Below are 19,347 nucleotides of genomic sequence, written 5' to 3'. Positions count from 1 at the left end.
CCTACCAGCTCACCGGCAGCTCATGGACGCCGTACACGATCCCGTCGTTCTTGAACGGGATGTCCTCCAGCCCTGCCGCGACCCGCAGTTGAGGCACGCGACGGAACAACGTGCCGTACACCACCTGGAGTTCGATACGGGCCAGGGGCTGGCCCAGGCACTGGTGGATGCCGAAGCCGAACGCCATGTGCCGACGGGCGTCGCGGCGTACGTCGAGGCGGGCGGGGTCGGGGAAGCGGTCCGGGCTCCAGTTGCCGGTGGCGCCCGGGATGATGACACCCTCCCCGGCGCGAATGTGCTGCCCGCCGACCTCGAGGTCTTCGAGGGCGAGCCGCCGCTGGCCGCTGTGCACGACGGTCAGATAGCGCAGCAGCTCCTCCACCGCGCCCGTCAGGACCTTCGGGTCGCCGGCGTCGCGGACGACCGCCAGCTGCTCGGGATGCTCCAGAAGCGCCAGCACACCCAGGGAGATCATGTTGGCGGTGGTCTCGTGCCCGGCGCCGAGCAGCAGCACGCCCAGCATCGCGGCCTCGTGCCGGGTCAGGTCGCCGGAGGCGGTGCGGGCGGCGAGGTCCGAGAGCATGTCGTCCGCCGGGTCGGCGAGCTTCACGTCGAGCAGCCGCTCCAGGTACTGGTAGAGGGCGAGGTTGGCCGCCCGCGACTCCTCCGCCGTGGAGTCGCGGCTGACCCCGACCTTGCTGTGCCGCTGGAAGAAGTCATGGTCCTCGTAGGGCACGCCCAGCAGTTCACAGATCACCAGGGACGGCAGCGGCAGCGCGAGGGCGTCGACCAGATCGACCTGGTTCGGCCCGGCCAGCATCGCGTCGACCAGCTCGTCGGTGATGCGCTGGACGGCCGGCCGCAGGGCCTCCATCCGCTTGATCGTGAACGGCGCGGTGACCATCCGGCGGATTCGGGCGTGGTCGGGGTCGTCCATGTTCAGGAACGACGGCGGGGTCTTCCCGGCGGTCTCCTTGAACCCGGCGCTGAGGTAGGGGAAGCCGGGCCGGGTGACGTCGACGCTGAGCCGCTGGTCGCCGTACAGGGCGCGCTGGTCGTCGTAGCGGGTGACGAGCCAGTGCGTACTGCCGTCCCAGAGACGGACCTTGGAGACCGGCCGCTCGTCGTGCAGACGCATCATCTCCGGGGGCGGCGCGAACGGACAGGCCGGGTCCCTCGGCATCGGGAAGTCGGGGACGGACTCGGACGGGGCGTGCGCGAGGCTGGGGGTCATGGCACTCCTGGTGGGGGGAACGTCCGCGGTCATGCAACCGCAGCCACCTGACAACTCGCCGTCAGAAGCCTGACGTTCACCTGTACGTGACCCATGTCACCTCTGTCGGCGGTGGCGTCGTACGAGATCGTCGGCGGCCCCCGGCCAGTGCGGGTGGTCGAAGGTGAAGCCCGCGGCGAGGAGCCGGCCGGGGACGACACGGCGGCTCTTCAGGAGCAGTTCGGTGTCCGAGCGCAGGGCGAACGCGCCCAGCTCCGCCATCCACCTGGTCGCCGGCAGGCCCACCGGGACGCCCCACGCGGAGCGCAGCGCCCGCATGAAGCCGCGTTGCGGCAGGGGAGCGGGGGCGGCCAGGTTCACCGGCCCGGCGAGGTCGTCCCGCTCGACGAGGAACTCCACGGCGCGCACGAAGTCCCGGTCGTGGATCCACGACACGTACTGCGCGCCGCCCGCCACCGGTCCGCCGAGACCCAGCCGGGCCAGCCACGACAGCACGTCGAACACCCCGCCCCGGTCCGGGCTCATCACCATCGCCGAACGCAGGGCCACCTTGCGGGTGTGCGGAGTGTCGGCCTTCTCCAACTCCCGCTCCCAGGCGGTGGCGATGTCGACGCTGAAGCCCCAGTAGCCCGGCACGTCGGGCTCGTTGCCGCCGACCACCCCGGTCTCCTCGTCGTTCGCCGCGTCGAACCGATGGGCGTAGACGGTCGCGGTGCTCATCTGCAGCCACACCTTCGGCGGCCGTACGGCGGCACCGATCGCCTCGCCGACGACCCGCGCCGAGTCCACCCGCGAGTCCATCATGGCCTTGAGGTTCTCCGGCGTGTAACGGCAACTCACGCTCCGGCCCGCCAGGTTGATCACCACATCACTGCCGTCGACCTCCTCGGCCCAGGCCCCGAGGGTCCGCCCGTCCCACCCGACCTCACCGGCCCCGGCCGGCCGCCGGCCGAGCACGACGACCTCGTGCCCCTGCGCCGCCAGCGCCCGCCGCAACACACTCCCGACCTGCCCGGTCCCCCCGGGCAACACGAACTTCACGAACAGCTCCCCTCGTCGTGTACGAGGGGAGACTACTCCAGTTTGAACGCGTTCAAAAACCTCCGGCAGGCCGGCCGTCCCGGGTGTGCAACTGCCCCACGCGGCCAGGTGGTTTACTCGGGTCACCCCAGTTATCAGGTCAAGCGTCCCGGACTCTTGACTCGGAAAGGCGTCAGTCCGCATTCTCGTCGCACTATCTTGCGTCGGTCATGACAACCCCAAGGGCGTTCGAAGCGTCCTCGTCGACCGCGCGACCCGCCGACGGAGGGACGTGGGCTGTGACCATGACCAGACGCCTGTACCGCAGACGCCGAGACGTCACGCTCGTCTCGCTGCTCCTTCTCGTGCTGGCCTCGATCCTCGGCCCCGCGCAGAGTTCGGCGGCCGGCACCGACTGGTGGACGCCGGTCTCCCGGCCGTCCCCCGACGCCCAGATCAACGTGACCGGTGAGCCCTTCACCGGTACCGACGCGGCCGGGGATGTGCGCGGTTTCGTCGACGCGCACAACCACCTGTTCTCCAACGAGGCCTTCGGCGGCCGACTGATCTGCGGCAAGGTGTTCTCCGAGTCCGGGGTCGCCGACGCGCTCAAGGACTGTCCCGAGCATTACCCCGACGGCACGCTCGCGCTCTTCGACTACATCACCCACGGCGGCGACGGGCAGCACGACCCGGTCGGCTGGCCGACGTTCGCCGACTGGCCGGCGTACGACTCCATGACCCACCAGGCGAACTACTACGCCTGGGTGGAGCGCGCCTGGCGCGGCGGCCAGCGGGTGCTGGTCAACGACCTCGTCACCAACGGCATGATCTGCTCCATCTACCCCTTCAAGGACCGCAGTTGTGACGAGATGACCTCGATCCGGCTGCAGGCGAAGCTGACGTACGACCTCCAGGCCTACATCGACACGATGTACGGCGGCACCGGCAAGGGCTGGTTCCGGATCGTCACCGACAGTGCGCAGGCCCGCGAGGTGATCAAGGCGGGCAAGCTGGCCGTGATCCTGGGCGTCGAGACCTCCGAGCCGTTCGGCTGCAAGCAGATCTTCGACATCGCGCAGTGCAGCGAGTCCGACATCGACAAGGGCCTGGACGAGCTGTACGCGCTGGGCGTGCGCAGCATGTTCCTGTGCCACAAGTTCGACAACGCGCTGTGCGGCGTCCGCTTCGACGAGGGCGGTCTCGGCACGGCCATCAACGTCGGCCAGTTCCTGTCCACCGGCACCTTCTGGCAGACCGAGACGTGCACCACCGCGATGCACGACAACCCGATCGGCACCGCCGCCTCCGACGCCGAGGCCGACCTGCCGGCGGGCACCGAGGTCCCGGAGTACGACGAGGACGCCCAGTGCAACACCCGCGGGCTCACCGACCTCGGTGAGTACGCCGTGCGCGGCATGATGAAACGCAAGATGATGCTCGAGATCGACCACATGAGCGTCAAGGCCACCGGCCAGGCCCTCGACATCTTCGAGGCCGCCGACTACCCCGGCGTCCTCTCCTCGCACAGCTGGATGGATCTCAACTGGACCGAGCGGGTCTACTCCCTCGGCGGGTTCGTCGCCCAGTACATGCACGGCTCCGAGGACTTCGTCACCGAGGCCGAGCGCACCGAGGCGCTGCGCGACGAGTACGGCGTCGGCTACGGCATCGGCACCGACTTCAACGGCATCGGCGACCACCCCGCCCCGCGCGGCGCCGACGTCACGAACAAGGTGACGTACCCCTTCAAGAGCGTCGACGGGGGCTCGGTCATCGACAAGCAGACCAGCGGCTCGCGCACCTTCGACTTCAACACCGACGGCGCCGCCCACGTCGGCATGATCCCCGACTGGATCGAGGACATCCGCAAGGTCGGCGGGCAGGAGGTGGTCGACGACCTCTTCCGGGGCGCCGAGTCCTACCTCGGCACCTGGGGGTCGACCGAGCAGCACCAGGCCTCCGTCAACCTCGCCAAGGAGCAGACGGCCACGGCCAGTTCGTCCGAGTCCAACCCGTTCACCAGCTACCAGCCCGGCCGGGCCGTGGACGGCGACGACTCCAGCCGCTGGGCCAGTGACTGGAGCGACGACCAGTACTGGCAGGTCGACCTGGGCTCCACGAACCTGGTCTCCCGCGTCACCCTCGACTGGGAGCGCGCCTACGGCGAGTCGTACCGCATCGAGCTCTCCACGGACGGCACGACCTGGACGACCGCCTGGTCCACCACCTCCGGCGACGGAGGCCTGGACACGGCGAAGTTCACGGGAACACCGGCCCGTTACGTCCGGGTCCACGGCCTGGACCGGGGCACCGACTGGGGATACTCGTTGTACGAGGTGGGCGTCCACAGCGCCTGACGTACGACAACGGGGGACAGGCATGGCACGGATGCCGTCGGCGCAGCGGCGCAGACAGCTGACGGAAGCGGCGATCAGGGCGATGGCCCGGGACGGCGTCCCCAGGACGACCACCCGGTCCATCGCCGCCGAGGCCGGCGTGTCCCTGAGCGTCTTCCACTACTGCTTCGACTCCAAGCAGGCCCTCGTCGAGTCCGTCATCACGACGCTCACCGACCACTCGGTGAGCGTCGTGAAGGAGGCGCTGCTGCCCAGAGCCACCCTGGAGGAGACGGTCCGGGCCGGGTTCCAGGCGTACTGGGACCATGTCCGCGCCCATCCCGACGAGCACATGCTGACCTACGAGCTCACCCAGTACGCCCTGCGCGAGCCCGGCTTCGAGCAGCTGGCGCGCCGCCAGTACGAGCTGTACGAGGAGGCGTATGCCGAGCTCATCGGGGAGCTGTGCCGGAGCATGGACCTCCGGCTCGGCGTGCCCGTCCCCGTCCTGGCCCGCTATCTGGCCGCCATGACCGACGGGCTGACCCTCAACTACCTGGTCCTCGGCGACGCGGCCGCCTGGACCGACATCCTGGACACCGTCACCGCGCACGTCGCCGGGCTGGTGGGTGTCAGCGGGCCTTGACCTCCGCCACCAGCGCCTTGAACTCCGCCCACTGGACGGGCGGTTGGGACAGCCCACGGCGCTCCAGATAGCGGGCGGTGGCGCGCTTGGTGCTGCGGAGGACCTTGAAGGCGTCGGTGGGGCGTCCGGTACCCATCGGCTCCACGACGCGTTCGGGGACCAGCAGCCAGGAGTCTCCCGTTCGCCTCAACTCGCCGCGCACCAACGCGTTGTGCATGTTGTTGAGCTTCTCGTCGTGCCGGTGCACGAGCAGGGAAGCGGGGCCCGGGGCGGCCGCGCAGTCGGCGGGGACCGTGACGGCGAAGCCATCGTCCGCCGGGACGGGGCGGGTCCGGGCCAGCACGGGTGCTCCGGATACGTCCCGCGCGGCCAGTACGGCGCTGGTGTGGCGGGCGAGCCGGTCGGCGCCCGGAAGGCCGCTGGGCGCGGGTGGGGTGACCGGCGGGACGAACTGCTCCCGTACGACCACCTGTTCCGGCGTGACCGTGATCAGAAGGCGCAGGTAGTACCAGGCCATCATCCGGCGCATCGGCAGGGAGACGTACGCGCGGCTGTGCGGCTGCCGTACGAAGAGCATCCGCCAGTAGTCCTCGGCGCCCTGCGGACCCGTCATGATCTCGTCCGGGCACTCGGCCCGGCCGCCCACGAACACCTCCGGGGCGGAGGCCAGTCCACTGCCGGTCGGGTCGGAGAAGAGCAGGGCGACCCGGCCGTCGCGGCGGATGTTCAGCGCCTTCTGCGCGAACGCCAGCGACGTGGACAGCAGCAGCGTCCCGTCCGGGCGCCGCCGCACCGCCGTCGGCCAGACCAGCGGGGTGCCGTCCTTGCCGAGCGTGACGAACTCGCAGGTGCGGTAGGCGTCCAGGACGTCGAGCGGCGCGGAATCGAGCACGGCCATGTCCCTACCGCCCTTCCAGCGGGCCACGGATCGCCCGGACGGCGGCGGCGTACTGGCGTCGGCCGACGGCAGCCCAGAGCAACCGGCCGAGCAGCGGGGCCTTGCCGAGGAAGAACGCCCGCTCGTCCGGCGTCGCTTCCTCCAGCAGCGCGCCGAGGGCGATGAACAGCTTGTTCTTCGGTATCCGCTCCAGCCCGCGCGTGCCGACCAGGTCCCACTCGGCGACGGTCAGCTGCTCGGCGACCAGCGGGAGCACCAACTTCTCCTCGTCGTCGAGGTGTTCGAGCAGGACGGTGCGGTGCGCGTCCAGCGCCAGGGCGAGTTCCTCGCCCGCGATGCGGTCCGCCGCCCGCTCCCAGACCGGCGCCCACTCGCCAACCGCCTTGAGCGTGCTGTCGATCCGCTGGTGCTGCTCCTCCATCCGGTCGACCAGCTCGCCGTCCCGCGCGGCACGGGCGTGCAGCAGCGGCCAGACCAGCTCGTCCTCCAGCGCGTGATGATGGTGCAGGCCGTCCACGTACTCGCGCAGATGCCCGGCGACCTGCGCCGCGCGGGCCGTCCCGCCGTCGGGAACGGCCCGCACCAGGCGGGGGAGAAGCGCGGACTCGCGGCGGAAGACACGGTGGACCACGACCATCTCGTGGGTGTACGGCCGTTCGGCCGGGGGAAGTTCGTCAGTCGTACTGCTGGGGGACACGCTCGGAGGCTCCAACACTCAGGTACCGGCAACAGCCTCCCAGGGTCCGACCGCCGCTTGGTGTCTGCTTGGCGTCCGCTTGGCGCGTTTATCGTCTGTTGACGGGATCGGCCCACGGCTCGGGTAGATTCCCGCGGCGTGCTGCGTATTCGAGTCCTGGGTTCGCTGGGTGCCGAGGTCGGGGGCACACCGGTCGGACTGGGCGCGCCCCGGCAGCGGGCCGTGCTGGCGCTGCTGACGGCGGCCCGGGGCAGCGTCGTACCGGTGGACCGGATGACGGACGCGCTGTGGCGCGGCGAACCGCCCGCCAAGGCCACCGTGTCCCTGCACACCTACGTCTCCCACCTGCGCCGCACCCTGGAGCCAGGGCGGCCGCCCCGCACCCCGGCGACCGTCCTCGTCACCGCCCCGCCCGGCTACGTCCTGCGGCTGCCGCAGGACGCCGTGGACGCCTGGCGCTTCGAGGCGTCGGTGGGCCGGGCCCGCCGGGCGCCGGCCGAGGAGGCCCGCGCCCTGCTCGCCGAGGCCCTCGGGTGGTGGCAGGGGCCCGCCTACGCGGAGCACGCGCACGAGAGCTGGGCCGCGTCCGAGGTCGCCCGGCTGACGGAACTGCGCGCCGAGGCCCGCGAGCTCGCCGCCGCGGCCGACCTGCGCACCGGCCGCGCCCCCGAGGCGGTTCCGGCGGCCGAGGTCCTCGTCCGGGAGAGCCCGTTGCGCGAGGAGGGCTGGCGACTCCTCGCCCTCGCCCACTGGGCCTGCGGCCGCCAGTCCGACGCCCTCTCCAGCCTGCGCCGCGCGGCGCACATCCTCCGCGAGGAACTGGGCTGCGACCCGGGCCCGGCCCTGACAGAACTGGAACGAGCCGTACTCACCCAACGGCTGGACCTACTGCACACGGCCGTACCCCTCCCGACACCACCACCCGTCCCCACCCCCGCGCCAGCCGCTCCTCCAACAGCCAAACCCACACAGCCCCCGCCCGCCCCCGCCTCAGCCCCGCCCGCCCCTGGCTCGGCCCCGCCCGCGGTCGGCTCCGCCGCGCCCGCCTCTGGTTCGGTCGCGCCCCCGGTCGGTTCGGTCGCGTCCGCTCCCGGTTCGGTCGCGCCCGTCCCTGGCTCGGCCACGCCTGCGGTCGGCTCCGCCGTGCCCGCCTCTGGTTCGGTCGCGCCCGCTCCCGGTTCGGTCGCGTCCGTCCTCGGCTCGGCTGCGCTCCCGGTCGGTTCGGTCGCGTCCGCTCCCGGCTCGGTCGCGCCCGTCCCCGGCTCGGCCACGCCTGCGGTCGGCTCCGCCGTGCCCGCCTCTGGTTCGGTCGCGCCCGCTCCCGGTTCGGTCGCGTCCGTCCCCGGTTCGGCTGCGCTCCCGGTCGGTTCGGTCGCGTCCGCTCCCGGCTCGGTCGCGCCCGTCCCTGGCTCGGCCACGCCTGCGGTCGGCTCCGCCGTGCCCGCCTCAGCCCCGCCCGCCCCTGGCTCGGCCACGCCTGCGGTCGGCTCCGCCGCGCCCGCCTCTGGTTCGGTCGCGTCCGCTCCCGGTTCGGTCGCGCCCGTCTCTGGCTTGGCTGCGCTCCCGGTCGGTTCCGTCGCGGTCGCCTCCGGCTCGGCCGCGTCCGTCCTGGGCTCTGCTGTGCCCGCTCCTGGCATGGCTGCGTCGGTGGTCGGCTCCGTCTCGTCCGTCCCCGACTCTGTCGCGTCCGCCCACGGCTCCGTGGCCTCCGCTCCGGGGCCGGACATGGCCGGCCCCGGAGTCGGCGGGCCCGCCGACTCACGCCCGGCCGTTCCCGGCGGCCCGGAGTCCGCCACCCACCTCCCAGCCCCGAACTCCCCCGAGCCGCGCCCCGGAAGTGCCCCCTTCGTCGGCCGTGCCGGCGAACTGCGGGCTCTTGGAGCCGTCGCGCGGGAGGCCCGGTGCGGGGGAGGGGTGGTGCTGGTCAGCGGGGAGGCCGGGGCCGGGAAGTCGGCGTTGCTGGAGCGGCTCGTCGGGGTGCTGCGGGGCGACGGGTGGAAGGTGGTCGTAGGGCGGTGCCCCGAGTACGAGGGCGCGCCGCCCGCCTGGGCCTGGGTGGAGGCGCTGGGCGCGCTGGCCCGGGACCTGCCCCCGGCCCGGCCCGGCGAACTCGACGTACTGCTGCGCGAGCCCGCGAACACGGCCGCCGCGACCCGCGACGAGGCCACCGCCGGACGCTTCCGCATGCACCGCGCGTTCGCCGCCTGGCTGCGGGCCGCCGCCACCGCCGCCCCGCTCGCCGTCGTCCTGGAGGACCTGCACCGCGCCGACGGCGAGACCCTCGCCCTGCTGGAAGCGGCCGCCGCCGTCACCGGAGTCGCGCTGCTCACCGTCGCCAGCTACCGCCCGGCCGAGGTGGGCGAACACCTGGTCAAGACCCTCGCCCAGCTCGCCCCCGGCGCCCCGCACCGGATCGCGCTGCGCGGCCTGCCCCCGGCGGACGTCGCCACCGTGGTCCACGCCGTCTGCGGCGAACCCGTCGACGCGACGACCGTGGCCGCCCTCGCCGAGCGCACCGGCGGCAACCCGTTCTACGTGCTGGAGAGCGCCCGGCTGCTCGCCGGCGAGGGCGCCCTGGTCGCCGTGTCGGAGGTGCCGCAGGGAGTCCGGGACGTGCTGCGCCGACGGTTGGCCCTGCTGCCCGAGGGCGCCCGGGCCGCCGTACGGCTCACCGCGGCCGTCGGGCTGGAGGCGGAGGTCGCGCTGCTGGTCGACGCGGCCGACGCCGACGAGGACGAGGTGCTGGAGGGGCTCGACGCCGCCCTCGCCGCAGACCTGCTCACCGAGCCGGGGCCCGGACGGGTGCGGTTCGTGCACGCGCTGGTCCGCGACACCGTCTACACCGACCTGTCCGGCGTACGACGGTCGCGACTGCACGGCCGTATCGCCCGCGCCCTGCGCCACCACCGCCCCGACGACCTCGCCGCACTGGCCCACCACTTCGCCCGCTCCGGCAGCCCCGCCGACGCGCCCCTCGCCGTCGACTACGCGCTGCGCGCCGCCGAGGTCGCCGAGCGGCGCTACGCCCACGACATCGCCGTCGACCTGCTCCAGCAGGCGATCGACGTGCACACGACCGCCGTGCACGACCCCCACGGGCGGCTCGAACGCACCGTGGGCCTGCTGGTGCGGCTGCTCGGCGCGCAGATCCGGGCCGGTTCCACGGACGCGGCACGCCGTACCCGGCAACAGGCCGTCGAGCTGGCCGAGCAGGCCGACCGGGGCGACCTGGTCGCGGCGGTCTACGGCGCCTGGACCGAGCCCACCGGGTGGCGCAGCAGACTGGAGGGCCCCTACGACCGCACCTCGCTGGCCCGCCTGGAACGGCTCGCTGCCGATCCCGGCCTGGACGACGCCACCCGTGGTCGCGTGCTGCACGTCCTCGTCGACGCGGTGGCCGCCGAGGACGCGCCACGGGCCCGGGACGCGGCCCGCACCCAGCTGCGGCTCGCCCGCGCGGGCGGGGACCCCCGGCTCCTCGCCGCCGCGCTGATGACCTCCGCCCGGCTGCTCCCGAACGAGGTCCAGGGCACCGCCCGCACCCCGCTCGTCGCCGAGCTGCGCGAACTCGCCCGCGCCCACGACCTGCCCGCCTACCGCTGGATCTGCGAGCACCTCGACGGCATGACCGCCGCCGCCCTCAACGATCCCGAGACGGTCCGCCGCCGCACCGCCGACGGGCTGGCCCTCGCCCGCCGCTACCGCATGCTCTGGGCGCAGGGCCTGGGCGCCGCGGCCTCGGCCATGCTGGCGAACGTCGGTGGCCGCTTCGACGCCGCCGAGGCCGGATACGCCGAGGCCGACGGCCTGCTCCAGCGGGTCGGCGCGCACCACGCCACGGGCCTGCGCACCCTCGGTCTGATCACCGTCCGGGTCGCCCAGGGACGTATCACCGAGGTCGAACGGATGATCCGCGCGGTGTACGACTTCGCGGGCCCCTCGGTCGGGGTCCTGCTCGCCCTCGTCCTGACCCGCCTCGGCAGACCCGACGAGGCGAGCGAGGTGCGTTTCCCGACGGAACCGGTGAGCGACCACCTCTACGGCATCGAGCTCGACTTCCGCTCCCAGCTTGCAGTCCTTCAGGACGACCACACCACCGCCGCCGCGCTGATCGAGCGGATGCTGCCCTTCCGGGAGCAGCTCGCGGGCGCGGCCGGCACGGCGTACGCGAGCCGTCCCGTCGCCCACGCCCTCGGCGACCTGTACCGGCTGCTCGGCGAGGACCGGTCCGCCGCCGAGCACTACGCCCTCGCCGCCCGCACCGCGAGGGCCTGGGGCTCGCCGCACCTCACCGCCGACGCGGAGCGGGCGGCGGCCGAACTGGAGACGGCCCGGGCCGGGCGCCGCACCATCGTGACCTAGGCCCTGTCGTCAAATTCCCGTCGTCGCCCGGAGGGCGGCCACGCGGCGTCAGGTGCGTGCTCTCGGTGTGCCGGGCCCTGACCCTCGTACTGGACGTACTCGGGTCTGGGCCCGGTGCGGCGAGAGGGCGTGCATGGCGTCGCGGGGCAGGCGGGAATTTGACGACAGGGCCTAGGGCCGGACGTGCGCGGGGCAGGCAGGACGTGCGGCCGAAACGGGCTGGGGCGCACGCCTTGCCTGCTGACCGCGCCCGGCGCACGCTGGTCCTATGGCTGGGCAGGACGGCCCCACGCTCATCACGTCCGTGCAGCGGGCCTTCAGGCTGCTGGAGGCGGTGAGCGCGCACGACAACGGCGCACCGGCGAAACAGCTGGCGCGTGAGACGGGGCTGCCGCTGGCCACCGCCTACCACCTGCTGCGGACGCTGGTCCACGACGGATACGTGCGCAAGCTGCAGGACGGCGGCTTCATCCTGGGGGACAAGCTGCGCACGCTGCACACCACGGGCCGGGGACAGGCCCTGCTCAGCCGGGTCCGGCCCACCCTCGCCGCGCTGCGCGACGAGCTCGCGACCGCCGCCTACCTCACCTTCTACGAGGAGGGCGAGATCCGCGTCGCCGAGATCGTCGACAGCCCCCGCACGCCCCGCGTCGACCTCTGGGTGGGCTTCGAGGACGCCGGACACGCGACCGCGCTGGGCAAGTCGGTGCTGCGGGAACTGGACGAGGAGGCCCGCAACGACTACCTCTCCCGCCACCAGCTCGCCGACCTCACCCCGAGGACGATCACCAGCACCCCGGAGCTGCTGCGGCAGCTGGACGCCTCACCCGTGGCCCCGGCCGTCACGGACCTGGAGGAGTACTCTCTCGGTACGGTCTGCGTCGCCGTGCCCGTCTACAGCGGCGACACCCTCGGCTCGCTCGGCGTCTCCCTGCCGGCGGACCGGCTCCCGAGGCTCCAGGAGATCCGGGATCGGCTGATCCCGACCGCGAACCGCGTGACCAGGGGCCTGTCGCTCACTATCTGAAATCCGGCTCCTTGTCGTAGCGCGCCCGAACCCGCTTTCCTGTATCAAACGGACATACGACAAAAGACGCCTCAAGACGACTACAGACTAGGACTGCGGACGCGACATGAACCAGGCCCGACACCGTGGCGCCGACCACGGGCCGACGTACCTGTTCAGGCACGTGGTGGCGGGACCGCTCCTGCCGGTGCTGATCGTTCTCGGCGTGATCCTGGTCGACCTCGTCGGCGGCGCCGGCATGATCTGGCTGCCCCTGCTCGCCGCCGGCCCCGCGCTGGCCGCCACCACCAACGGGCCGCGCGGTGTCCTGTACGTCGGCCTGCTCGCGGCCGTGCTGGGCGGGGTGCTCGGCATCCGGGACGGTGTCCCGGTCCGGGAGCTGGCCGCCATCCTGTCCGCCCTGGCGGCGGTCACCCTGGCGAGCGGTCTGGCCAGCGCCCTGCGCGGCCGCCGGGAGCGGGTCCTCGCGGCCGTGCGTTCGGTCGCGGAGGCCGCCCAGCACGCGCTGCTCCTGCCCGTACCGGAGACCGTCGGCCCGTTCCAGGTGGCCGTCCGCTACAGCGCCGCCGCCGCCGAGGCCCGGATCGGCGGGGACCTCTACGCCCTGGTCTCCACGCCGTACGGGGTACGGCTGCTCGTCGGCGACGTGCGCGGCAAGGGACTCCCGGCCGTCGGGACCGCCGCGCTGGTGCTCGGCGTCTTCCGCGAGGCCGCCCACGACGAACCCGACCTCCTCGCCGTCGTCGACCGGATCGAGCGGAGCCTGGCGCGCAACCTCGGCCCCGACGACTTCGTGACCGCCGTGGTCGCCGGCCATCCGCGCGACGGCGAGCTGCACGTGGTGAACTGCGGACACGCCCCGCCGCTGCTGGTGGGCGCCGCCGGAACCGTCACCCCGGTCGAGCCCACGCACCCCGCACCGCCCCTGGGCCTGCGCGCCCTCACCGGTGAGACCCCCACCCTCCAGGTGCTGCCCTTCGCCGACGGCGACCAGCTGCTGCTCTACACCGACGGCGTCACGGAGGCCCGCGACCACGGGCGGGAGTTCTATCCGCTCGTCGAGGGACTGGCCCGCCATGTGACCGACGAACCCGCCCGCACCCTCGACGCCCTCCACGACGAGCTGCTCGCCCACGTCGGCGGCCGGCTCCACGACGACGCCGCACTGCTCCTCATCCGCAAACCGGCCACCGTCGACGCGGGTGTTCCCCAACCGGCTTGCGGGGGACTGCTGTTGGGCGACCAGAGGGTGTGACCTGCGGGGGCACCTGCTGTGTGGCCGCTGTGACGGGTGTTGCGGACTGGGTGCATGATACGCATGAGGAGATTCGCAGCCGCGCTGTTCGAATCGCCGCCGGGGCGATTCAGCGTCTCGGGAGGTACGGCAGTGAGGCTAGTTTCGTGGCATGTCACGTTTCCGGCTGTATCCGACGCCCGCACAAGAGCCGCAGATGCTGCTGCACTGCGCGCACGCGCGGTACGTGTGGAACCTCGCCGTGGAGCAACACGCGCACTGGAGGCCCGGCCGCAGGTCCGCGCCCGGCTTTGCGGAACAGTGCCGTCAGCTCACGCAGGCCCGGCGCGAGAGTGAATGGCTGGACGCTGGGAACGCGGACGTGCAGCAGCAGGCGCTGAAGGACTTCGGCAAGGCCTAGAACGCCCGCTTCACGTCCGGGTTTGGTGAGCCGACCTGGCGCAGGAAGCACGTGCATGAGGGATTCCGTGTCATCGGCACCGACCGCCTACCGGAGGACGAGGCGGACGGGTCGCCGAAGCTGAACACGAAGACCGGCGGGCAGGTCATGCGCCGCTCGGTGGTCGTCCAGCGGTTGAACCGCCGGTGGGCGCAGGCCAAGGTCCCCGGCTGCGGCTGGGTGCGCTTGCGCCTCAGTGTCAGGGGCAGGGGCGCCAGGTTGCCCGACGCGAAGACGTTCCGGGTCACCTACCGCAACGGTCAGTGGCACGCGGCGTTCGCGGTCGTCCCCGAGCCGATCGCGGCGCCCGGCACAGGCGAGGTGATCGGTATCGACCGGGGCGTGACCATCACGGCCGCCCTTTCGGACGGCCGGAAGCTGAACTGCCCGCAGCTCACCGTCAGGGAACGCGCCCGGATCCGCAAGCACGAGCGGCGGGCGGCCCGGGCGAAGAAGGGCAGCCCCGAGAAGGCGGCCGGGTACGCGAAGGCCGCCCGGCTGAGGGCGCGGGAGGCGAACCGGCGCAAGGACTGGTGCGAGAGGACCAGCACCATGCTGGCCCGTGGCTTCGACCTGATCCGGTTCGAGAAGCTGAACATCAAGAACATGACCCGCTCCGCGAAGGGAACGGTGGAGCAGCCCGGCACGAACGTGGCGCAGAAGTCCGGCCTCAACCGGTCGATCCTCGCCCAGGGCTGGGGCCTGCTACGTCGGCGCACCGGGCACAAGGCCCCCGGCCGGGTCGAGGACGTTCCCGCCCCCTGCACATCTCTGCGGTGCAGTGCCTGCTGGGGGCACCTCCCACGCCCTTAAGGCAGTGGGGGAGACGAGCTACGCCAAGGGCACGATCGTGCCGGCCGCCCGCCGGGTGGTGGCCGACTCCCGTGTCCCGTACGCCACTTACGAGACCGACGCGGGGATGAACCACCTCGACCCGCTGTTCGCCGCGGAACCGCACAACACACTCACCCGCACCCTGGCACGGTTCCTCACCGAACTGGGCTGAGCGGCGCGCTCGGCGCGCTCCGCGGCTGGGCGAAGGTCACCTCGGCTGTGGCGTGGCGGGGCTCGCGGTGGGTCGCGATGTGCAGGCGGGCACGGTCGGCGCCGGGTGTGCCGTCGGCGAGGAGGTGTTCGCCCGCGAACGCCGGCCGGTGCAGCCGGTACGACAGCGACCGCACCCGCCGCTCCGGGGCGCCTCGGCGGACGAGTTCCAGCATGAGCAGCGCCAGCAGCGGCCCGTGTACGACAAGGCCGGGGTAGCCCTCGACGTCACGGCAGTACGGGGTGTCGTAGTGGATGCGATGGGCGTTGGCGGTCAGTGCGCTGAACCGGAACAGGAGGGTCTCGTCCGGCCGCAGCCGCGACCGCCACGGGCCCTCCGGCTCCGGTACGGCCGTGTCGTCGACCGGGGCCGGGTGGCTCGGCGCCGGGCCGCCCTTCGCCCGGTCGCCGTCGCCCGACCGGTAGTCACCCGACCGGTAGACGATGTCCTGTTCCTCGACCAGGCAGATCCGCCCGTGCTGGCGGAACTCCTGGCGTTCGGTGACGAACAGCAGCTCGCCGCTGCGGCCCTGCTTGGGTGTCACCGCGCCCAGGCTGCTGACGCGCTCGGCCGGTTCCCCGAGCCGCAGCGGCTCGCCGATCTCGCAGCGGCCCCCGGCGAACATGCGCCGGCGGCCGGGGATCGGCGGCAGGAAGCGCGCGTCGCGCAGATGCCCGTCCGGGCCGAGGGCCCGCTGCGGCGGCCAGTGCAGGAAGTACAGCCACTGCCACAGCGGCGGCAGTGGCTCGCCGGTGGCCGCGGCGGACTCGGGAAGGTCCAGCAGCGCCGACAGTGCCGCCGCCGGACCGGGCGGCAGGGCGTCCTCGTCCGTGACCGGCTCGGGATGCCAGGACTCCACATGGGAGGCGAGGGACATGCGGTGCCTTTCCTTCCGGGGGCGGCTCACGTCTGAGGGCGGCTCACGGCGCTCATCATGAGCGGTGATGACAGCGGTTGGACAATAGAAAGGTGTGATCCCTCCATGCTCAGCCCGTATGCGCCGGCCGGGCGGACGGCCAGCTGCCGCGTCCCACCGCCGACTCGATCTGCCGGACCAGTTCGCGGGCGACGACCTGGACGGCGGGCGGAGTCCGCCCGGCCCGGGGCGTGGCGAGGACGATCGAGCGCCACACCTCCGGCTCGCACAGCGGTGCCGCGCTCAGCGTGCCGCGTGCGACGTCCTCGGCGATGCCGACGCCCGGCAGGACGGTCCAGCCGTGTCCGCCCAGGACGAGCTGTTTCTGCACCCGCATGGAGTTGGTCTGCGCGGACACCTCCATCGCGGCCCGCGCACGCCCCGCCGCGCCGTCGATCAGCGCCCGCAGGCCATGACCGGAGGCGGGCATGACGAGCGGACGGGCCGCCGCCTCGGTGAACGGCACCGGACGGTCGGCCCGCAGCCCCGCCGCCGGGGGAGCGACCACCCACAGCCGCTCCCGCACCAGCGGACGGGCGTTGAGCGAGGGTGTGCTGTCCAGGTCGTAGAGCAGCGTCAGATCCAGGTCGCCGTCGTCCAGCCAGCGCTGCAGATGCCCGGAGTAACCCGTCATGAGCCGCAGGTCGACGCCGGGATGCTCCTTCGCCAGGGTCGACACGAGGGGCTCGGCGAGCAGGTCGGACGTGCTCTCCAGCAGACCGGCGGTGACGATCCCGGTCACCGCGCCCGGCGCGGGCTGCACCTCGGCGCGGGCCCGCTCCAGTTCGTTCAGCGCCCGCCGGGCCCGCTCGACCATGGCCGTCCCGGCCTCGGTGGGCCGCATGCCCTGCCGGGTCCGATCGAAGAGCGCGACGCCGAGTTCCTCCTCCAGGGTGCGGATCTGCCGGGTCACGGCCGGCTGCACCAGATGCAGCAGTTCGGCGGCGCGGGTGACGCTGCCCACCTCGGCGACCGTGACGAGCGCCTTGAGCTGTTTGAGATCCATCATTCTTATGGTGCCATCAGAACTTACTATTTCACCGCTCTTCCCATGACCACCCATGATGTCGATATCGCGATGTCGACATCGCGTCGAAGAAGCCCCGGAGGTCAGCGCAATGACCGAGCCGCCCGAAGCCCCGCTCCCGCTCGCCGGTATCACCGTCGTCAGCGTCGAACAGGCGGTGGCCGCTCCCTACGCCACCCGTCAGCTGGCCGACCTCGGCGCCCGGGTGATCAAGGTGGAGCGCCCCGGAGGCGGTGACTTCGCCCGCCGCTACGACACGACCGTGCACGGCGAGTCCAGCTATTTCGTGTGGCTCAACCGCTCCAAGGAATCCCTGACCCTCGACCTCAAGACGGAGGACGGCCGGGAGGTGCTGGAGCGACTCCTCGGCCGGGCCGACGTGTTCGTACAGAACCTGGCTCCGGGTGCGGCCGCGCGGATGGGCCTCGGGGCGCAGGCGCTGCGCACCCGCTTCCCCTCGCTGATCCCCTGCACGATCACGGGCTACGGCTCCACCGGCCCATGGGCCGACCGCAAGGCGTACGACCTGCTGGTGCAGTGCCAGACCGGCCTGGTCTCGCTCACCGGAGGCCCGGGGGAACCCGCCCGGGTGGGTATCTCCGTCGCCGACATCGCCGCCGGTATGTACGCCTACTCGGGCATCCTCACCGCCCTGTTCACCCGGGCCACCACCGGTGTCGCCCGGGCCGTCGAGGTCTCGCTGTTCGAGGCGCTCGCGGAGTGGATGGGCCAGCCCGCCTACTACACCCGCTTCGGCGGCACCCAGCCCCCGCGCCTCGGCACCCAGCACGCCACCATCGCCCCCTACGGCGCGTACACGGCGGCCGACGGCAAGGACGTCCTGTTCTCGATCCAGAACGAACGCGAATGGGCCGCCCTCTGTGAGCGGTTCCTCGGGGACCCCGGCCTGGCGGACGACCCCCGCTTCGCCACCGGCCCGGCCCGCGTCGCCCATCGCGAGGAGCTGAACGCGATCGTGGCCGAGCGGTTCGCCGCGTCGGACAGCCGCGAGGTGCGGGAACTGCTGGACGCGGCGGGCATCGCCAACGCCGACGTCAACGACGTCCAGGACTTCCTCGCCCACCCCGTGCTCGGCGCCCGGGAACGCTGGCGGCAGGTGCCCGTCCCCGGGGGAGCCGCCGTACCGGCCCTCGTCCCGCCCGTGGACCTGGCAGGCGTGACTCCCCGGATGGACGCCGTCCCGGCCGCGGGTGAGCACACCGACCGCATCCTGGCCGAACTCGGCCTCCCACCGGTAAGGAGTGTCACGGCATGAGCACCCTGGACATCCTGTCCGAGGACGAGCGGTTCGTCGTCCGCACGGTCCGCGACTTCGTGGACAAGGACGTGAAACCCGTCGTCCGGGAGCTGGAGCACACGAACACCTACCCCGAGGCCCTCATCGAGCGGATGAAGCACCTCGGCGTCTTCGGCCTCGCCGTCCCCGAGGAGTACGGCGGCACCCCTGTCTCCGTGCCCTGTTATGTGCTGGTCACCGAGGAGTTGGCGCGCGGCTGGATGAGTCTGGCCGGTGCCGTGGGCGGCCACACGGTCGTCGCCAAGCTGCTGCTGCACTTCGGCACGGAGGAACAGAAGCGGCGGTATCTGCCGAGGATGGCCACCGGTGAGCTCCGCGCGACGATGGCGCTGACCGAGCCCGGGGGCGGTTCGGACCTCCAGGCGATGAGCACCGTCGCCCGCAGGGACCCGCACGGGTACGTGGTCAACGGGGCGAAGACCTGGATCACCAACTCCCGGCGCTCCGGCCTGATCGCCCTGCTGTGCAAGACCGACCCCGACGCCGCCCCCGCCCATCGGGGCATCTCCGTCCTGCTCGCCGAACACGGCCCGGGACTCACCGTCTCCCGCGACCTGCCCAAGCTCGGCTACAAGGGCGTGGAGAGCTGCGAGCTGTCCTTCGAGGAGTACCGGGCCCCGGCCGACGCCCTGCTCGGCGGCGTCGAGGGCAGGGGCTTCGCGCAGATGATGAAGGGCCTGGAGACCGGGCGCCTCCAGGTCGCCGCCCGCGCCCTGGGCGTCGGCCGGGCGGCGCTGGAGGACGCGCTCGCCTACGCCCAGGAACGCGAGTCGTTCGGCAGGCCGATCTGGCGGCACCAGTCGATCGGCAACTACCTGGCGGACATGGCGACTTCGCTGACCGCCGCCCGTCAGCTCACCCTGTACGCGGCCCGGGAGGCAGAGGCCGGCCGCCGGGTCGACATGGAGGCGGGCATGGCGAAGCTGTTCGCCTCCGAGACGGCCATGCAGATCGCCCTCAACGCCGTCCGCATCCACGGGGGTTACGGCTACTCGACCGAGTTCGACGTCGAACGCTACTTCCGCGACGCCCCGTTGATGATCGTCGGCGAGGGCACCAACGAGATCCAGCGCAACGTCATCGCGAGCCAGCTGGTGAGGCGAGGGGGACTCGACGCGTAGGAG

Annotated in this window: 16 protein-coding genes; 10 read left to right on the top strand and 6 right to left on the bottom strand. The window is 72.6% G+C overall.

What is annotated here, in order from left to right; translation table 11 throughout:
* Position 1: 1 nt before the first annotated feature.
* Positions 2-1,234, bottom strand: a complete 1,233-nt coding sequence (locus ACLZN2_RS30090) for a cytochrome P450 (protein WP_416982500.1) — start codon at positions 1,232-1,234, stop codon at positions 2-4.
* Between the two features lie 96 nt (positions 1,235-1,330).
* A complete protein-coding gene (locus ACLZN2_RS30085) occupies positions 1,331-2,275 on the bottom strand; it encodes an epimerase (RefSeq protein WP_416982499.1) in 945 nt (314 codons plus the stop codon).
* Positions 2,276-2,559: 284 nt separating this feature from the next.
* Here ACLZN2_RS30085 and ACLZN2_RS30080 point away from each other — a divergent pair, with 284 nt between their 5' ends.
* Together ACLZN2_RS30080 and ACLZN2_RS30075 are read left to right on the top strand one after the other, a co-directional pair.
* A complete protein-coding gene (locus ACLZN2_RS30080; RefSeq protein ID WP_416982498.1) occupies positions 2,560-4,614 on the top strand; it encodes a discoidin domain-containing protein in 2,055 nt (684 codons plus the stop codon).
* A gap of 22 nt (positions 4,615-4,636) precedes the next feature.
* Positions 4,637-5,239, top strand: coding sequence for a TetR/AcrR family transcriptional regulator (locus ACLZN2_RS30075; protein WP_416982496.1), 603 nt, complete (start codon positions 4,637-4,639; stop codon positions 5,237-5,239).
* Here ACLZN2_RS30075 and ACLZN2_RS30070 read toward each other — a convergent pair.
* Positions 5,226-6,137, bottom strand: coding sequence for a pyridoxamine 5'-phosphate oxidase family protein (locus ACLZN2_RS30070; RefSeq protein ID WP_416982495.1), 912 nt, complete (start codon positions 6,135-6,137; stop codon positions 5,226-5,228). The genes ACLZN2_RS30075 and ACLZN2_RS30070 overlap by 14 nt on opposite strands.
* 4 nt (positions 6,138-6,141) lie before the next feature.
* Complete coding sequence (locus tag ACLZN2_RS30065; protein ID WP_416982493.1) at positions 6,142-6,834, bottom strand: hemerythrin domain-containing protein; 693 nt, start codon at positions 6,832-6,834, stop codon at positions 6,142-6,144.
* 147 nt (positions 6,835-6,981) lie between these two features.
* On the opposite strand from ACLZN2_RS30065, the gene ACLZN2_RS30060 reads away from it, so the two are divergent.
* The 6 genes from ACLZN2_RS30060 to ACLZN2_RS30035 all read left to right on the top strand — a co-directional run bounded on the left by ACLZN2_RS30060 (position 6,982) and on the right by ACLZN2_RS30035 (position 14,923).
* Positions 6,982-11,196, top strand: coding sequence for a BTAD domain-containing putative transcriptional regulator (locus ACLZN2_RS30060; RefSeq protein ID WP_416982624.1), 4,215 nt, complete (start codon positions 6,982-6,984; stop codon positions 11,194-11,196).
* 268 nt (positions 11,197-11,464) lie between these two features.
* Complete coding sequence (locus tag ACLZN2_RS30055) at positions 11,465-12,223, top strand: IclR family transcriptional regulator (protein ID WP_416982492.1); 759 nt, start codon at positions 11,465-11,467, stop codon at positions 12,221-12,223.
* A 106-nt stretch (positions 12,224-12,329) separates the two neighbouring features.
* Positions 12,330-13,478 (top strand): PP2C family protein-serine/threonine phosphatase, encoded by a 1,149-nt coding sequence (locus ACLZN2_RS30050; RefSeq protein ID WP_416982490.1) that lies wholly within the window; start codon positions 12,330-12,332, stop codon positions 13,476-13,478.
* A gap of 151 nt (positions 13,479-13,629) precedes the next feature.
* Positions 13,630-13,878 carry a helix-turn-helix domain-containing protein gene (locus ACLZN2_RS30045; protein ID WP_416982488.1) on the top strand — a complete coding sequence of 83 codons (249 nt, stop codon included), beginning with the start codon at positions 13,630-13,632 and terminating at the stop codon, positions 13,876-13,878.
* 51 nt (positions 13,879-13,929) lie between these two features.
* Complete coding sequence (locus ACLZN2_RS30040; RefSeq protein WP_416982487.1) at positions 13,930-14,730, top strand: RNA-guided endonuclease InsQ/TnpB family protein; 801 nt, start codon at positions 13,930-13,932, stop codon at positions 14,728-14,730.
* A 4-nt stretch (positions 14,731-14,734) separates the two neighbouring features.
* Positions 14,735-14,923: a hypothetical protein gene (locus ACLZN2_RS30035; protein WP_416982486.1), complete on the top strand. Its 189-nt coding sequence runs from the start codon at positions 14,735-14,737 to the stop codon at positions 14,921-14,923.
* Here ACLZN2_RS30035 and ACLZN2_RS30030 read toward each other — a convergent pair.
* On the bottom strand, positions 14,907-15,839 hold the full coding sequence (locus tag ACLZN2_RS30030) for a hypothetical protein (RefSeq protein WP_416982485.1): 933 nt from the start codon (positions 15,837-15,839) through the stop codon (positions 14,907-14,909). The genes ACLZN2_RS30035 and ACLZN2_RS30030 overlap by 17 nt on opposite strands.
* A gap of 109 nt (positions 15,840-15,948) precedes the next feature.
* Complete coding sequence (locus tag ACLZN2_RS30025) at positions 15,949-16,884, bottom strand: LysR family transcriptional regulator (RefSeq protein WP_416982483.1); 936 nt, start codon at positions 16,882-16,884, stop codon at positions 15,949-15,951.
* A 112-nt stretch (positions 16,885-16,996) separates the two neighbouring features.
* Between ACLZN2_RS30025 and ACLZN2_RS30020 the strand changes: the two genes are divergently transcribed.
* Together ACLZN2_RS30020 and ACLZN2_RS30015 are read left to right on the top strand one after the other, a co-directional pair.
* Positions 16,997-18,181: a CaiB/BaiF CoA transferase family protein gene (locus ACLZN2_RS30020; RefSeq protein WP_416982482.1), complete on the top strand. Its 1,185-nt coding sequence runs from the start codon at positions 16,997-16,999 to the stop codon at positions 18,179-18,181.
* Entirely contained in the window at positions 18,178-19,344 is a 1,167-nt protein-coding gene (locus ACLZN2_RS30015) for an acyl-CoA dehydrogenase family protein (RefSeq protein WP_416982480.1), read from the top strand. The genes ACLZN2_RS30020 and ACLZN2_RS30015 overlap by 4 nt, the downstream gene beginning before the upstream one ends.
* Positions 19,345-19,347: the final 3 nt, after the last annotated feature.

This window comes from Streptomyces sp. T028, from assembly GCF_048159505.1.
Lineage (GTDB): Bacteria > Actinomycetota > Actinomycetes > Streptomycetales > Streptomycetaceae > Streptomyces.
The sequence above is the reverse complement of the archived record's forward strand: the minus strand, read 5'-3'. Positions and strand labels throughout refer to the sequence as shown.

Coding starts and splice junctions, on each gene's coding strand:
- ACLZN2_RS30045 (WP_416982488.1), top strand. CDS start 13,630: ATGTCACGTTTCCGGCTGTATCCGACGCCCGCACAAGAGCCGCAGATG.
- ACLZN2_RS30070 (WP_416982495.1), bottom strand. CDS start 6,137: ATGGCCGTGCTCGATTCCGCGCCGCTCGACGTCCTGGACGCCTACCGC.
- ACLZN2_RS30075 (WP_416982496.1), top strand. CDS start 4,637: ATGGCACGGATGCCGTCGGCGCAGCGGCGCAGACAGCTGACGGAAGCG.
- ACLZN2_RS30020 (WP_416982482.1), top strand. CDS start 16,997: ATGACCGAGCCGCCCGAAGCCCCGCTCCCGCTCGCCGGTATCACCGTC.
- ACLZN2_RS30080 (WP_416982498.1), top strand. CDS start 2,560: ATGACCAGACGCCTGTACCGCAGACGCCGAGACGTCACGCTCGTCTCG.
- ACLZN2_RS30050 (WP_416982490.1), top strand. CDS start 12,330: ATGAACCAGGCCCGACACCGTGGCGCCGACCACGGGCCGACGTACCTG.
- ACLZN2_RS30090 (WP_416982500.1), bottom strand. CDS start 1,234: ATGACCCCCAGCCTCGCGCACGCCCCGTCCGAGTCCGTCCCCGACTTC.
- ACLZN2_RS30030 (WP_416982485.1), bottom strand. CDS start 15,839: ATGTCCCTCGCCTCCCATGTGGAGTCCTGGCATCCCGAGCCGGTCACG.
- ACLZN2_RS30025 (WP_416982483.1), bottom strand. CDS start 16,884: ATGGATCTCAAACAGCTCAAGGCGCTCGTCACGGTCGCCGAGGTGGGC.
- ACLZN2_RS30055 (WP_416982492.1), top strand. CDS start 11,465: ATGGCTGGGCAGGACGGCCCCACGCTCATCACGTCCGTGCAGCGGGCC.
- ACLZN2_RS30015 (WP_416982480.1), top strand. CDS start 18,178: ATGAGCACCCTGGACATCCTGTCCGAGGACGAGCGGTTCGTCGTCCGC.